This window comes from Burkholderia singularis (genome assembly GCF_900176645.1).
GTDB classification, from domain to species: Bacteria; Pseudomonadota; Gammaproteobacteria; order Burkholderiales; family Burkholderiaceae; genus Burkholderia; species Burkholderia singularis.
In genome coordinates this window covers 1-13,520 of sequence record NZ_FXAN01000046.1, presented here as the reverse complement: position 1 = coordinate 13,520, position 13,520 = coordinate 1, and the positions used below count along the sequence as shown (strand labels likewise).

At 68.1% G+C, this 13,520-nt stretch carries 13 protein-coding genes and 1 pseudogene; 2 read left to right on the top strand and 12 right to left on the bottom strand.

Annotation, left to right across the window (positions count from 1 at the left end; translation table 11 throughout):
* Window positions 1–12: 12 nt before the first annotated feature.
* The 12 genes from BSIN_RS09225 to BSIN_RS09170 form a co-directional block, all read right to left on the bottom strand.
* Complete coding sequence (locus BSIN_RS09225; RefSeq protein ID WP_089340252.1) at window positions 13–1,194, bottom strand: PLP-dependent decarboxylase; 1,182 nt, start codon at window positions 1,192–1,194, stop codon at window positions 13–15.
* Entirely contained in the window at window positions 1,184–2,173 is a 990-nt protein-coding gene (locus BSIN_RS09220) for a beta-ketoacyl-[acyl-carrier-protein] synthase family protein (protein WP_089340251.1), read from the bottom strand. The genes BSIN_RS09225 and BSIN_RS09220 overlap by 11 nt, the downstream gene beginning before the upstream one ends.
* A gap of 2 nt (window positions 2,174–2,175) precedes the next feature.
* Window positions 2,176–3,159 carry a ferritin-like domain-containing protein gene (locus BSIN_RS09215; RefSeq protein ID WP_173678654.1) on the bottom strand — a complete coding sequence of 328 codons (984 nt, stop codon included), beginning with the start codon at window positions 3,157–3,159 and terminating at the stop codon, window positions 2,176–2,178.
* A 1-nt stretch (window position 3,160) separates the two neighbouring features.
* A complete protein-coding gene (locus BSIN_RS09210) occupies window positions 3,161–3,805 on the bottom strand; it encodes a hypothetical protein (RefSeq protein WP_089340250.1) in 645 nt (214 codons plus the stop codon).
* Between the two features lies 1 nt (window position 3,806).
* Window positions 3,807–4,703 (bottom strand): hypothetical protein, encoded by an 897-nt coding sequence (locus tag BSIN_RS09205; protein ID WP_089340249.1) that lies wholly within the window; start codon window positions 4,701–4,703, stop codon window positions 3,807–3,809.
* Window positions 4,704–4,710: 7 nt separating this feature from the next.
* Window positions 4,711–4,965 carry an acyl carrier protein gene (locus BSIN_RS09200; RefSeq protein ID WP_089340248.1) on the bottom strand — a complete coding sequence of 85 codons (255 nt, stop codon included), beginning with the start codon at window positions 4,963–4,965 and terminating at the stop codon, window positions 4,711–4,713.
* 93 nt (window positions 4,966–5,058) lie between these two features.
* A complete protein-coding gene (locus BSIN_RS09195; RefSeq protein WP_089340247.1) occupies window positions 5,059–6,147 on the bottom strand; it encodes a hypothetical protein in 1,089 nt (362 codons plus the stop codon).
* Between the two features lie 13 nt (window positions 6,148–6,160).
* Complete coding sequence (locus BSIN_RS09190) at window positions 6,161–7,495, bottom strand: hypothetical protein (protein ID WP_089340246.1); 1,335 nt, start codon at window positions 7,493–7,495, stop codon at window positions 6,161–6,163.
* Window positions 7,485–8,246, bottom strand: a complete 762-nt coding sequence (locus BSIN_RS09185; protein WP_089340245.1) for an outer membrane lipoprotein-sorting protein — start codon at window positions 8,244–8,246, stop codon at window positions 7,485–7,487. Before BSIN_RS09185 ends, BSIN_RS09190 begins: the two co-directional genes overlap by 11 nt.
* Entirely contained in the window at window positions 8,243–9,460 is a 1,218-nt protein-coding gene (locus BSIN_RS09180; RefSeq protein ID WP_089340244.1) for an ABC transporter permease, read from the bottom strand. The genes BSIN_RS09185 and BSIN_RS09180 overlap by 4 nt, the downstream gene beginning before the upstream one ends.
* Window positions 9,432–10,169, bottom strand: coding sequence for an ABC transporter ATP-binding protein (locus BSIN_RS09175; protein WP_256583709.1), 738 nt, complete (start codon window positions 10,167–10,169; stop codon window positions 9,432–9,434). The genes BSIN_RS09180 and BSIN_RS09175 overlap by 29 nt, the downstream gene beginning before the upstream one ends.
* On the bottom strand, window positions 10,166–11,983 hold the full coding sequence (locus tag BSIN_RS09170) for an AMP-binding protein (RefSeq protein WP_218192408.1): 1,818 nt from the start codon (window positions 11,981–11,983) through the stop codon (window positions 10,166–10,168). The genes BSIN_RS09175 and BSIN_RS09170 overlap by 4 nt, the downstream gene beginning before the upstream one ends.
* A 400-nt stretch (window positions 11,984–12,383) precedes the next feature.
* Here BSIN_RS09170 and BSIN_RS09165 point away from each other — a divergent pair, with 400 nt between their 5' ends.
* On the top strand, window positions 12,384–13,364 hold the full coding sequence (locus BSIN_RS09165; protein WP_089340290.1) for a fatty acid desaturase family protein: 981 nt from the start codon (window positions 12,384–12,386) through the stop codon (window positions 13,362–13,364).
* A gap of 67 nt (window positions 13,365–13,431) precedes the next feature.
* Window positions 13,432–13,520 (top strand): annotated as a pseudogene (locus BSIN_RS25245) (ferritin-like domain-containing protein); the annotation flags it as partial.

Genomic DNA, 13,520 nt, shown 5'->3' with positions numbered 1-13,520 from the left:
TCGTGGATGGGGCTACGCGGGCCGGATATAGACATGGGCTGGTTCGTGCGACAGAAAATGCGACATCGAATAGGTGCGGTGATACGCGCCGCAGCGCGGGAACAGGGCGAGATCGCCCGGTTGCGGCGGCGGCGTGTGCGCGTCGGTGCGGCCGATCACGTCGGCGCGGCTGCATGTGCTGCCGACGAACACGGTGGGCACGTCGCGCGACGCGCCGGCCGGCGTGGCGCGCACGAGCCGGGGCGAGGCCAGGCGCCGCATCACGGTTTCGGTTTGCGCGAGCAGGAAGCTGTGCGACAGGCCGCCGTCGCAGACGGCGATCGTGCGCTCGGGCCAGTGCTTGACGGCGACGATCCGCGTGACGAACGTGCCCGCGTCGGTAAAGATCGCGCGGCCCGCCTCGTGCGCGAGCGCATGCGTGGCGGCAAGCGGCGCGAGCGCGGCACGGTAGCGCTCGAACGCGGCGTCGGGGGCGGGGTCTTCCGCAAAGCCGCCGCCCAGGCTCAGTGACGTAAGCGGCGCGCCGTTTGCGCCCGCGAGGTCGCGCGCGAGCGACGCGAGCGCCTCGGGCAGGACGAGCGTGTCGGGGGCGGCCAGGTCCTGCCTCACGAACGAGTGCGGGCCGGAGAACACATGCAGCCCGGCCACTTGCAGGCCCGCCGCCGCGAGCGTGCGCACGGCCGCGTAGGCTTCGTTCGGCGTCATCCCGAAATGGTCGTGCCAGTGCGGCCGCGCATGCTCGCCGGCGAGCGCGCCCGCATTCAGCCTGAGCAGGATTTGGCCGGGGGCCGTGCCGGATGCCGCGGCGTGGCTCGCGAGCGGCACGAAGCGCGCGACCGCGTCCGGGTTGTCGAGCACGAAATGGCAACGCGACGCGAGGCCCGCGCGCATGAACGTTTCGTCCATCGATGGATTGTTCAGATAGCGCGGCGCCTTGATCCGGCCGATCACGATATCGAGTTCGCCGCGGCTCGCGAGCTCCACGCCGTCCTCGTATGCGTGCGCGCAGCGGGCCAGCATGTCCTGGTTCGGATTGGCCTTGAGCGACACGATGAGCTGTGTGCCGAGCCGTGCCTTCAGCGCCCGGTAGCGTTCGATCGCGATTTCGGGTTCGTACACGTAGCACGGCGTGCGCAAATCGGCGGCCCATGCATCATCGTCGGCGCGCGGCGGGCGCTCAAGCTCATGCGTCATGGCGGGTCACCGGATGGAGCGTGGCCGCCGCATACGCGCCGCAGTTCGACTGCATCACGCCGAGCACGCGCTGGCCTTTCGCGACGGCGTCGAGGCCGACGTCCGCGAGATTGATCGGAAAATCGGAACAGCATGCGTGGCCGTGCGCATGGATGTTCGCCTCGTAGAGCCGCTCCGGCGGCACGCGCATCGCGCGGCACAACGCTCGCCAGCCGGGCAGGTCCGCGTTGTGCGGCAGCACGAGCGCGTAATCGTCGAGCGGGTGCGGCTCGAGCGCGAGCGCCGCGTCGATCGCCTTGCGTGTATAGGGCCATTCCATCGCGATCAAGTCGGCTTCGTTCTCGGCGACCGTATCGGAGCCGCGATACCACTTCGCATGCGTCTCGATCGCGATTGCGCCGAGGCGGGTTGCCGTGCTGTTGCGCACGAGCAGCATCGCGGCCGCGCCGTCGCACTGAACGCCCGTCATCTGGCGCATGCGGAAATCCTCGCCGTATACGCGGTCGGACGACACGATCAGCGCCGCGTCGAGCTGCGCGTGGCGCCGCATCAGCGCGCGTACAGTTTCGATGCCCGCGGCGACCGACACGCAGTTCAGTTGCGCGATGGAGCCGAGCCACAGCGGTTCGATTCCGCAATGCGCGGCGAGCTCGTGCGGCAGGCTGCGCGGCGCGGGCGGCACGCTGAACGGCTGGGTATGCACGTGCACGATCGCGCCCACGTCGGCGGGGCTCACGCGCGCGACGTCGAGCAGCCGGCCGGCCGCGGCGATTGCCAGGTCGGTCTCGCTCGTGTCGAGCGCCATGTGGAAATAGCGGCTGCCGGAGCGCGCGATCGCGGCCGCGCGCTGGGCGGGGTAGTCGCGCTCGGCGGCCCACGCCTCGATGTCGACGGGCAGGCCCGGCAATTCGTAGGCGGCGGCATCGATGCCGATCCAGAAATCTTCGCGGCCCGTGACGGGCGTCGGTGTCGTCGTCATGGTCAGTTGAGCGGCATGGCCGCGTAGTCGAGGACGTCGAGTTTTTCGAAGCTTGCCTGCACGGTGGGCGTGAGCAGGCCCATTTCGCGGATCGTCGGCACGAGCCGGCGGAAGATCGAGCGGCGGATCGAACTCGACACCGGCGATTCGCGCACCAGCGCACCGCATTCGCGCTTGGACAGCCCCATCGGCTCCCAGATGTCGTCCGCGCACAGATGCTCGTACAGCACGGCCGCGCCTTCGCAGACGAATTCCTCGCGCTCGCGCAGCTCGCGCGCGTCCATGTCCGCATAGACGCGGCACAGCGTGATCCGGCCGACCGCGAAATGGCGCGATTCGTCGCGCTGGATGCGCGTGAACAAATCCTTGACGAACGGATCGCGGCTGTACGCGACGACGCTCTGGAAGATCGACAGCGCGATTCCCTCGACGAGCACCTGCATCCCGAGGTTGGTCATGTCGAGCGCGCTGCTCGTGATCGTGTCTTGCAAGAGCCCCTTGAGCGAGCGGCTCATCGGGTAGCGCACGTCGAGCTTTTCGTTGACGAGCTTCGCGTATGCCTCGACGTGGCGCGCCTCGTCCATCATCTGTGCGGCCGCGCAAAGGCGCGCGCTCAGTCCGTCCTCGGCCGACGCGAGCTTCGACGCGCAGATCAGCGCGGCCTGCTCGCCGTGCAGGATTTGCGACAGCAGCCAGCCCTGCGCGTGATGGCGCACTTCGCGCTTGTCCGTGTCGGACAGCTTGCTCCACAGTTCGGAGCCGTAGATCAGCAGCGTCGGGTCGGGCATGCCGAGCGGGTTCGCCGGGTCCAGCTCGTGGCGCCAATCGACGTCTTTCGCGACGTCCCACTGCGCTGCCTTGGCCTTTTCGTACAGGCGGTTCAGCGCGGCGTCGCGCAGCTCGTAATCGTTCGACATCAGCGCGTCGACGGGCATCGGCCAGCGGATGTCGGCGGTGTCGTGGGCAGCGGTCAGCATGTCGGTCATCTCATCTTCTCCCCGGCCGCGCGGCGGCGCCGGATTGGGCTGAATGGGAACAACGGCGGGAAACGGCGGACGCGGCCGGGTCCGCTTCGATGCGCACGCCATATGCGGGCCATGCGCGCCGCAGCAGCGCGTCGAGCGCGCCCGCCATGCGGGCCGGCCAGAGCGCGCAGCGCAGCGTGTTGCCGCCGGCGAAATCGAGATCGCGCGCGATCCGGTCGGCAAACCAGACGACGGGCGCACCGTCGGCGGCGTCGCGCAGCGCCTCGTCGTACAAATCCACGCCGAGCAGCACGTGCGGCGCAAGCAACGCGGCCGGCAGCGCAGCGAAGTGCGGCGCGCACACTTCGAAGAAAAGCCGCGTGTCGGGATGCACGGCCGCGCGCACGCGCTGCGTCAGTTCGGCGAGAAACGCGTAGTACTGAATATGGTCGAGCAGCACGCGCCGGGCGTCGTCGCGACCTTGGCGAGGACCGTCGCGGCCGGGCGGCGCGCCGCCCGGCGCGGCGGCGCTGGCGGCGGCCGCAAGCGTTGCGCGCGCGTAGTCGGCGGGCGTATCGAGCGGCATCCGGTACGCGTTCGCGGTGACGATCACCGGCTGCGACGCGTCGCGGACGATCCGATACGAAAAGTGCTCGGGCTTGGTCATGTCATCGCTCCGCGTCGAGCACAAGCGTCGCGTGCGGCGCGAGCGCCAGCTCGGCAATCGCGTAATAGCCGTTCAGCGCAAGCGAGCAGACCACCGCGTGCCGGGGCGCATCGCCTTCGCGATGCGCGAGCAGCAGCGAGATCCACGGATCGCTGCCGAACGCGTGCCCGAACGCGGCGTGGCCGTCGGGCAGCAGCGGCGTCTTGCCGACCGATGCGAGCAGCGCGCGCCGCGACGTGGCCGGAAAGAACGGCAGTGCCGCGCGCGCGTCCGGGTGCTCGGCGCAGAAAGCGCGCAGATCGCGTCCCAACTGCACGACTGCCGTCGCGGGCGCGGCGGCCTCGGTGCGCACCGTCGGCCGCTCCTCGCGGCCGATGTCGACGAGCAGCGTGCACACGCCAAAGCCCGAGTGGCCCCAGGCAGGATTGCCGAGCCAGTACGTATAGCCGTGCACGTCGACGTCGACGATCTGCAGCAGCAGCGTGCGCGGCCCGGTGGCGGCGGCCTTCAGCAGCGCGCGGCGCAGCACGTAACCCCAGCCCGCGCATTCGTATGAGCAGGTCATCCAGTCGGGGCGGTATTCGTTCGCGCCGGCGAGCGCATCAGTGAATGCGCGATGCGGTGCCGAGCCGTTCATCAGCAGCATCGACAGGATCGTCGAGCTGAGCACGTAATCGTCCGCGCACACCGAGCCGCACAGCCGTTCGCGCTCGGCCGCGACCAGCGCGCCGAGCGTGCACGCCGCGTCGAGCGGATCGGCCACGGCGTCGCATACCGGCGCATCGACGCGCCGGTATGCGAGCGCGTGCAGCGTCAGGGCGCACGGCACCGGGCTGGACTGCATCGAGGCGGACGGCGCGGCCGGGGCCGCCGCCGATGCGGCTGTCGGGGCGAGCATCGCGGCGTCAGGCAGCGTGCTGCTGGTGGCGCAACTGCGTGTCGAGCTGCTGCAGCGTCGTGTACTGCGTGATGTTCAGCGCTTCCGGGTCGATCGATCCGTAAAGCTGCTCGCAGAATACGATCAGCTCGACGATGTTCAACGAATCGATGCCCAGCTCGCCGATGCCGGCGTGCGTATCGACGGTTTCGACGTTGAGAATCTTCGCGACTTCGCGCGCGAGGATGTCGAGGGCGTTGGCCGGAACGTTTTGGGTCGTCATGTTGAGGCTCCTTATATCGTGTCGTGGTTGCTTCGTGGTTGCGTCGTGGTAAACGGGTGAATCGGAATCGGAATCGGAATCGGGAACGGCCGGTCAACTGCCGGCTGCGCTGCGCACGCTCTTGCGAAGCTCGTGATAGCAGCGGTAGGAGCTGCCTTCCATCTTCGTGAACGCGAGCAGATCGCGCTGATCGTCGAACGCCGCGACGGCGCCGTTGCGCACGAGCGCGCCCAGAAACTCGTTGGACAGCAGCTTGATCGCCAGCACGCGCTGCACCTTGCCGAAGCTGTAGTGCTCGAGTTCCGTCTGGCTGCGCGCGGCCTCGGCGATGAAGCGATGCAGCGCGCGCGCGTCGGCGTCGAGCGACACGCGAGCGCTTCGTTCGAGCCAGCCGACGTGCGCCATTAGCGCGCGGACGAAATACGGGCGCACGACCGTCAGATACTTATTGAACACGGTCGGCCCGCCGATGCGCAGCCGATCGTCGGCGAACACGCGCACCGTGCCACTCACGTTCGCGAGTTGTAGATGGCCGGCGAGAAACGGCGCGCCGAACGTCTGCCGGGCGAGCTTGCGGTATTCGTCCGGCCATACCAGATACGCGGCCGGAAACATCACGCCGGGCAGCCGCGCGGCGATCACGGCCATGCAGTCGCGCTGCGCCTCGATGCCCCAGACCTTGTCGACGCTCAGCGAGAGGCCGCTGGCATCGCTGCGCGCGAGCGTGCGCCATGCGGCGAGCGTCGGGCCGCCGCCGTCGCTCATCAGGAACGCGAACTGATGGCCCGAGTCGATGCAGTCGCACGCGCGGCGGTTTTGGTCTTCCGAGAAGAACAGTCCGAACATGATCCGGATGAACGCGCGCATGAACGGCTTGAAAAGCGCGTGCAACCCTTCGTGTTCGATTCGCTCGAGCAGGGCCTCGGTGAGCGGCGCCTCGTCGTGGCGAAGCGGCGTCGACGCGCCCGAGTCCGGCAGCGCCTGGGCAAGCGCTGCATCGAGCGCGATCACCATCTCGCTGTCGAGCAGACGCACGGCGGCGGCTTCGATCAGCTCGACGGCTTGGCGGGGCGTATCGCCGAGCATGCCGAGATGGCGCAGCACCGGATAAGCGGCGCGTTCGGCCACGCGCGGCACTGCCGTCGGCGTCGGGCGTGCGGGGGCGAGCGAAAGTGTGGACATGAGCGGTTTCCTGTCAGAAGCGCACGCGCAGGGCGGCGTCGATTTCGGTGCTAAGGCCGATTGCCCGGTATTCGGAGCCGGCGCTGGCGAATGCATGGGTGACGGCGATGTCGACGCTTGTGCGCTTGCCGATATCGGCGACGGCCTGCGCGATCGCGAGCAAGCCTTTGTCCTGCGGCGAGTAGACGCCGCGCACCGAGTACTCGACGCGCCCGATCTTCTTGCCGAGCCGCGCGAAAAAGTAGTCGCGCAGGCTGCCGTCGACGCTGACGTAGTTCGCCGTCGCGCCGAGCCCGGCCAGCGCCGCGCCCGGCGCGGCGGCCAGCCGCGCGTTGTTCGCGCGGATCGCGGCGGTGAGCTGGCGCCACTGGCTCGCGTCGAAGCGCGCCTCGTCGTGCGACCATTCGACGATCAGCGACAGATTGCCGGGCAGCGCGCTTTGCATGCCGAGCGCGCTGCGCCACATGTATTGGCGATCGCCGCGGCGATCGACGGCGTCGTATGCGTGTTGCGCATCGAACGGCGTGCCGTGCGTGATGAACGCGGGCACCGGCCGAGTGGAGCCGCGCTCGATCCAACTGCTCGCGTACACCGTGCTGGATGCGCCGACGTCGAACGACAGCGTCGCGCCCGCGCCGCCGCGGCCGGCGTGGCGGCCGAACAGCAGCGCGGCGGAGCCGCCCGGCCACTGGGTCGCGCCGCGCAGGATCTGCGTCGCGCCGCTGACCTCGCGATTGTCGACGTCGCGCCTCAACGTGCGGTTCTGGCCGGCAATCAATTGCAGCGTCGCGCGCTCGCCGACCCATTTGGCCTCGACGAGCGGCGTGCCTTCCACGTCGCCGTAGCGGTCGTAGATATCGGCCGTCGACGGGCGCTTCTGGAAGAAGCCAAGCGGAAAGAACGCCTGCGACGTGTCTAGCGTGTCGATCCGCTTGCCGGCCGTGACGGTGAAGCCGTCGTCGAACGCGTAGCGCACGCCGGCTTCGTTCAAGCGCGACGCCTGAGCGCCGAGCGAGTGGTCGCTCGCGACGGCGCGCGCGTTCACGAACAGGTTATCGCCGTCGATCCGCACGATCGCGCCGATTTCCTGATGCGCGCGCGGCTCGCTGCCGAGCAGGTTCGACAGCAGCGCGCGGCCGCCCGTAAAGTCGACCGAGCGGGCGTAGCCGATGCCGTTGAGGGTCGCGAGCTGATCCATCAACGTGTCTGCTTGCGCGATGCCGCAGTGGCACGCAAGCGCAACTGGCAGCCAGAGCGCAGCGCAACGTCGCCACGGACGGCGTGTCGCGGCGACCGGCGGGGAGGATGAACGAGCGCGCTTTGCATCGCGGTTTGCCTCAATGGCCATCGGCGAGCGTGTCGGGGTTGAACCAGCCCGACGGAATCCGGTGCGGCTCGCCGTCGAGGATATCGACGACGCTCGCGCGCTGCTTCTCGACTTCATTGCGGTACGTGATCTGGCGGATCACCTGGCGGCCGTTGACGACGACCGGCGCGGAAAAATCCGCGCTGCGAAACAGCAGCCCGCTCGCCAGGAAGAATTGCGCGCGCACGGGCGCGTCGGAATCCGCCGCGATCCACAGCTTGATCGTCGGATACACGTTGTCCGGATCGGCCGCGCTCAAATCGAGTTCGGTGGCGCTCTTGCCGCCGATCGTCGTCGTGCCCGGCGCGGCCGTTGCCCGGTAGCTGTCGGCCCAGTGCGTGCGCGTGATGTCGCTGATCACGACTTCGCCTTGCAGCCGCTGCATGCCGTTGATGCGCACGGCGCTGCGGGTGTTCGGCACGTAGAACCAGTGGCCCAGCGTGGTCGCCAGATATTTCTGGCCGCTGTTTTCGCCGCTCTTCGTCAGCGCGAGCGTATCGCCGTTGCCGCGTGTGTAGACGAGATAGCGCGTCGCGTCGTTGGGCTGGCCGCTTACGAGATTGGTGATCCGGATCTGGGTTTGCGTATCGGACGAGGTGCTCCGGTACGCATCCGCGCGCGCCAGCAGCGCCTGGGCGCTGGGCGGCTCGGACGCGTGGGCGGCCGTGCTGACGGCGAGCGCGAAGGCAACGGCGAAGGCGGCCGAGCGCGGCGTAATACGGGGGTAGATCATGACGCGAGTCCTTCGAGGATGTTTCGCTTGGCGAGCCCGGCGGTGGCGAGGCCGGCGGCCGCGACGCCGAGCGCGATGAACGCGCCCTCGACGATCGCGAGCGCCGCCGGCGACACCGCGAATTCGAGCAGGATCGGCTTGACGCGGCCGGGAGGCGGCGGCAGATGGATTTGCGCGTGGTTCAGCGCGAGCATTGCGAGCAGCGCGGCTGCGATGCCGGTTGCCGCGCCGAGCAAGCCGAGCAGGGCGGTTTCTCGGATCAGCACGCCGCGCACGGTGCCGGCGGGCACGCCGAGCGCGCGCAGCGTCGAAATCTCACGGCGCCGCTCGACGATGCTCATCAGAATCCAGTTGCTCATCGACAGCAGAATCGTCACCGACAGAATCGCGCCGAATACGGAAAACTGGTTGCGGTACAGCGAGACCACCTGGTGGTACAGCGATACGAGCTGATCCCAGGTGCGCACGTCGAGCGCGGGCAGCGCGCCGCGCAGCGTGGCCGCCGCGGCGGGCGTCGCGCGGGTGCGATCGAGGAACACGGCCACGCGCGAGATCCGGTCGGTGCGCAGCAGCGCTTGCGCGGCCGGCAGCGTCACGTTGACGATCCGTTCGTCGACATCCTTGTTGCCGGTGCTCATCACGCCGACGATCTGCGCATCCGTCGCGTTGATGCCGCCGTGCGCGGTCGATGCCATCAGCTGCACGACCGAGCCGACGTGCACGCCGAGCTTGCGCGCCAACTCCGCGCCGACGACCAGTTCGGTGCCCGCGCCCGCGGGCGCGAGATAGCGGCCGGCTTGCACCGCGTGGTAATCGAAATAGCCCGGCGGCTCGCGCTGCGGCTCGACGCCGACGCCGACGAAGCCGTAGCTCAGATCGCCGTTCGAGATCAGGCCGTCGAAGTCGATTTCGCGGGCCGTGGTCGCCACGCCCGGCAGCGAGGCGAGCGCGCGCCGCGCGGCGGCCTGCTCGTCGGCGGTGAGCCCGTATTGCAGCGGCCGCTCGCCGATCAGATCGAGATAGCCGCGATGCATCACCTGCACGTGCCCGACGCCGCTGTCGATCGAGCCTTCGCGTACCGCGTCGAACGTCGCGATCACATAGCCGAGCGCGATGCTCGCGGCGAACGCGGCCACGCCGATCATCGCCATCGTCAGCACGGTGCGGCGCGAGTTGCGCCAGAGATTACGCCACGCAAACATCGACCAGTTCACGGTTTGCTCCCGGTATGCCGTCGCGCATCTCGATGCGTTGCGGCAGGCGCGCGCACAGACGTTCGTCGTGCGACGCGATCAGAAAGGCCGTGCCGAACGTGCGGTTGATCGTCAGCACGAGTTCGGCCACGGCATGCGCGTTCGCGCTGTCGAGGCTCGCGGTGGGCTCGTCGGCGATCACGATCGCCGGCTCCTTCACGAGCGCGCGCGCAAGCGCGACGCGCTGCTGCTCGCCGCCCGACAATTCGGTTGGCCGGTGCCGCTCGCGCGCCGCCAGGCCGAGTGCGTCGAGCATCGCGCGTGCGCGTTCGCGGCGCGTGCGCGGCGTGCCTTGCGCGAAGCAGCCAAGTTCGACGTTCTCGATGGCCGACAGCACGGGAATCAGGTTGAAATGCTGGAACACGAAACCGATCCGCTCGCGGCGCACGGCTTCGAGCGTGGCCGGCGCATCGTCGATCTGCCGGCCTTCGAGCCAGCGCGTGCCGGACGTCGGCACGTCGAGAAAGCCTGCGAGATTGAGCAGCGTGCTTTTGCCGCTGCCCGACGGGCCGACCAGCGCGACGACGTCGCCGCGCCCGATCGACAGCGTAGCGCTGCGCACGGCGACCACGCGCGCCGCGCCCGCGTATTCGCGCGACACGTCGCGCAGCTCGAGCACGGGGGCGGCACCCGTCGCCGCTTGGGGCATGCTCAGGCCGGGCTGCGTCATGCGAGCGCTCCGCGCATCGCTTCGCGTTCGGCCATGGGCGGCGCAAAGCGCGGATCGGCCGCGGCGGCGGAGATGCCCGTCGTCGGCAGCGCGCCCGCGACGTATAAGTCGCGGCACTTCAGCCGTTGCAGCTTGCCGCTCGTCGTGCGCGGCAGCGAGCCGGGCTCGACGAAGCACAGATCCTGAGCGGCAAAGCCGATTCGCGCCGCGAGCAGCTGCTGGCATGCAAGCCTGGTGTCGAGCGTTGCATCGGCCGGCCGCGCCTCGACCACGACGACCACGCGCTCGGTGCCTGTCCCGTCGTCCGCCACGCCGAACGCGATGCAGGTGCTTTTGCGCAGCGCCGGATGAACGAGAATCGCGTCCTCGATCTCGTGCGGAAAATAGTTGCTGCCGCGCACGATGATGATTTCCTTCTTGCGGCCGAGGATATGGAGCTGGCCGTCCGACACGTAGCCGACGTCTCCCGTCGCAAACCAGCCGTCCGCGGTGAGCGGCGCGTCGATCGTCCCGTCGCCCGGCTTCAGATAGCCGAGCATCAGCGACGTGCCGCGAATCGCCACTTCGCCAATGCTGCGCTCGGGGCGCGCGACGCCGTCGGGGCCGACGATGCGTATGGCCATGCCGTCGATCGGCGTGCCCATTGCCAGCACCGTTTCGTGGTCCGCGAGCGCGCGTTGAGCCGCGTCGTCACCGGCGTCGATTTCGACGCGCCGCGCGATTTGCCGCTCGAGCATCGCGCGCTTGTCGATCGAATCGGCGATCACGTAGGGCGCGCCGTCGATGCGCGACTCATGCCACGCGCGGTGCATCGAAACCGCGAGCGTCGATTCGGCCATGCCGTAGCAAGGCTGCAGCGCGGACGCGTCGAGGCCGTACCGCGCGAACGTCGCGGCGAAGTCGCACAGCGTCGAGTGATCGACGCGTTCGCCGCCGATGAAGATATTGCGGCACGCCGACAGATCCACGTCTTGCATCGCGGTCTCGTTGAAGCGCCGCACGCAATAGCGCAGCGCGAAGGTCGGCGCCGACGTGGTGGTCGCGCGCGCCGCGGCGATTCTCTTCAGCCAGCCGAGCGGATTGCGGATGAAGCTGTTGGGCTGCATCATGACGAGCGGCGCGCGGTAATGCATGTTCGACAGCAGCGTCAGCAGCCCCATGTCGTGATAGAGCGGCAGCCACGACACGGTGCCGTCGCCGCGCTCGATGTCGAAACGCACTGAGCTACCGATGCCCAGTACGTTCGAGATCACGTTCTCGTGGCTCAGCACCGCGGCTTTCGGATACGACGTCGAGCCGGACGTGAGCTGGATATGATGCGGATCGCGGCCGGCCTTCGCGCTGATCGGCGCATGCGCGCCCGAGGCGGCGGCGGCCTCCAGTGTCGCGGGGTCGATGACGCGCGTGCGCGTCGCGGCGAACGCGCCTTCGCGCCACGCGGGCGCGGTGGCGTCGGCGGCGATCACGAGGCGGGGGCGGTACAGCTCGCACGCGACGTCGACCACCTGGCGCGACGCCGTCGCGCGCTTCGTTGCAGGCGGCACCGTGCACGGCAGCGCGCCCGTCATCACGCACGCCATCATCGCGACCGCATGCCCGATGGACGCGGGCAGCGCAAGCAGCACGATATCGTTGTCGCGCACGCCCAGCTCGTGCAATGCGCATGCATGGCGGCACACCTGTTGCGCAAATTGCCGGTAGGTAATCGACGCATCGTTGCCCGATTCGTCGACGAACGTCATCTGGTGCTGCGCGCCACGCACGTTCTCGAGCGCTTCGATCAGGCGATGAATGGTGGATGCGCACTTCGTCACGAGGAATCCCCCTTGATGAATACGTCGGCAATACGCTGGCACCGGCGGCGCGGTGTGGCGAATGACGGGCATTCTTGTCAAATCTCGGGCACGCGACAAACGCAATCTTTGCAATCAATGCATGAGTTGAGCGCATCCACGCGGGATGACGGTGCGCTTACGTGAACGGACGGCGTGCGCATCATGCATGGGCGTCATGCAATGCGTTCGGAAAATTCGTTTGTACGGCCGGGCGACTCCCAGAACAATGCACCCCGACACGCGGCCGCATCCGGGCGTCGACACATCGTGCCGTGTCGTGCGCGAGCCGCCGTATCAAATGCGCCAGACCTGTCTGGTCAAGGAGATCGCTTTGTCCGTCACGTCATCGCTTGCCGCTCGACTCAAATCGTCCGTCGACTTGAAGAGTCGGCCGAGCGGCATTGCCTTTGGGCTCAAGCTTGCCGTTTATGCCACGTTGATCGTGCACGGCGCGATGCTCGCGCTGTCGCCGCATGTCGTGCTGAAGGTGCTCGGCGTCGTCCTGCTCGGTGTGATGTTTGCGCATGGCGTCGAGCTTCAGCATCAGGCGTTGCATTATCAAGGCTTCCGAAACAAACGCTTCAATATCGTGTCTGGCGTGCTGCTCGGGCTGCCGATGCTGGTTTCGTTTCACGCGTATCAGGACAGCCATCTGCGTCACCATCGTCTGCTCGGCACCCCCGACAATAAAGAATTCTTCGATTACGGCGATCAGTACGGCGCGAATCCGGTCGTATCGGTGGGGCGGTGGCTGTGGCGGCTGTCGATGGCCGCGCATTATCTGCAGTTCGTCAAGCAGATCGCCAAGCTGTTCGTGCCGGGCGCGCGCTTCAACGACAATCCGCTGGTGTCGCGGGCGATTCGTCGGGATTACCTATTGATGGCAGCCGCGATTGCCATATTGGCGGGCGTGTCGATCGCGTTACACGATGCGTTCGTCGTCTGGGCATGGCTCGTGCCGCTCGTGTTCGTTGCGGCGCCCGTGCATGCGTTGATCGAGATGCCCGAGCACTACCGCTGCGATCTGACCAGCACCGATGCTTTCGTCAACACCCGCACCATCGTCAGCAACGCATTCATGACGTGGTTGACGAACGGCAACAACTATCATGTCGAGCATCACCTGATGCCGAATCTGCCGATCGAGCGTCTGCACGATCTGCATGGCGCGATCGCGCCGCATATTCGTCACTATCACGCGACTTACCGCGAGTTTTATCGTGCGCTGCTGTGCGGCACGCTCGCGCCGCGCGTGATCGACGATATGCCCGACAACGCGCACGGCAGCGCGGGCAGTGAGGCGCATGACGCCCCGGCCGCGGACGGCGCGGCTGCGCCCGCCGCCGCACAGTCGGCATGACTGAGCGATGCCGGCGCGGCGTGGTGCGCGCGCCGCATATCCATTCCATTCGACGAAGCGCGCGATGATGCTTTATCCGGAGCTTTACAAGTCGCTCGAAGCGGTCCGCTGGGACATGGAGAAGGACATTCCGTGGGATCAGTTCGACGCGTCGCT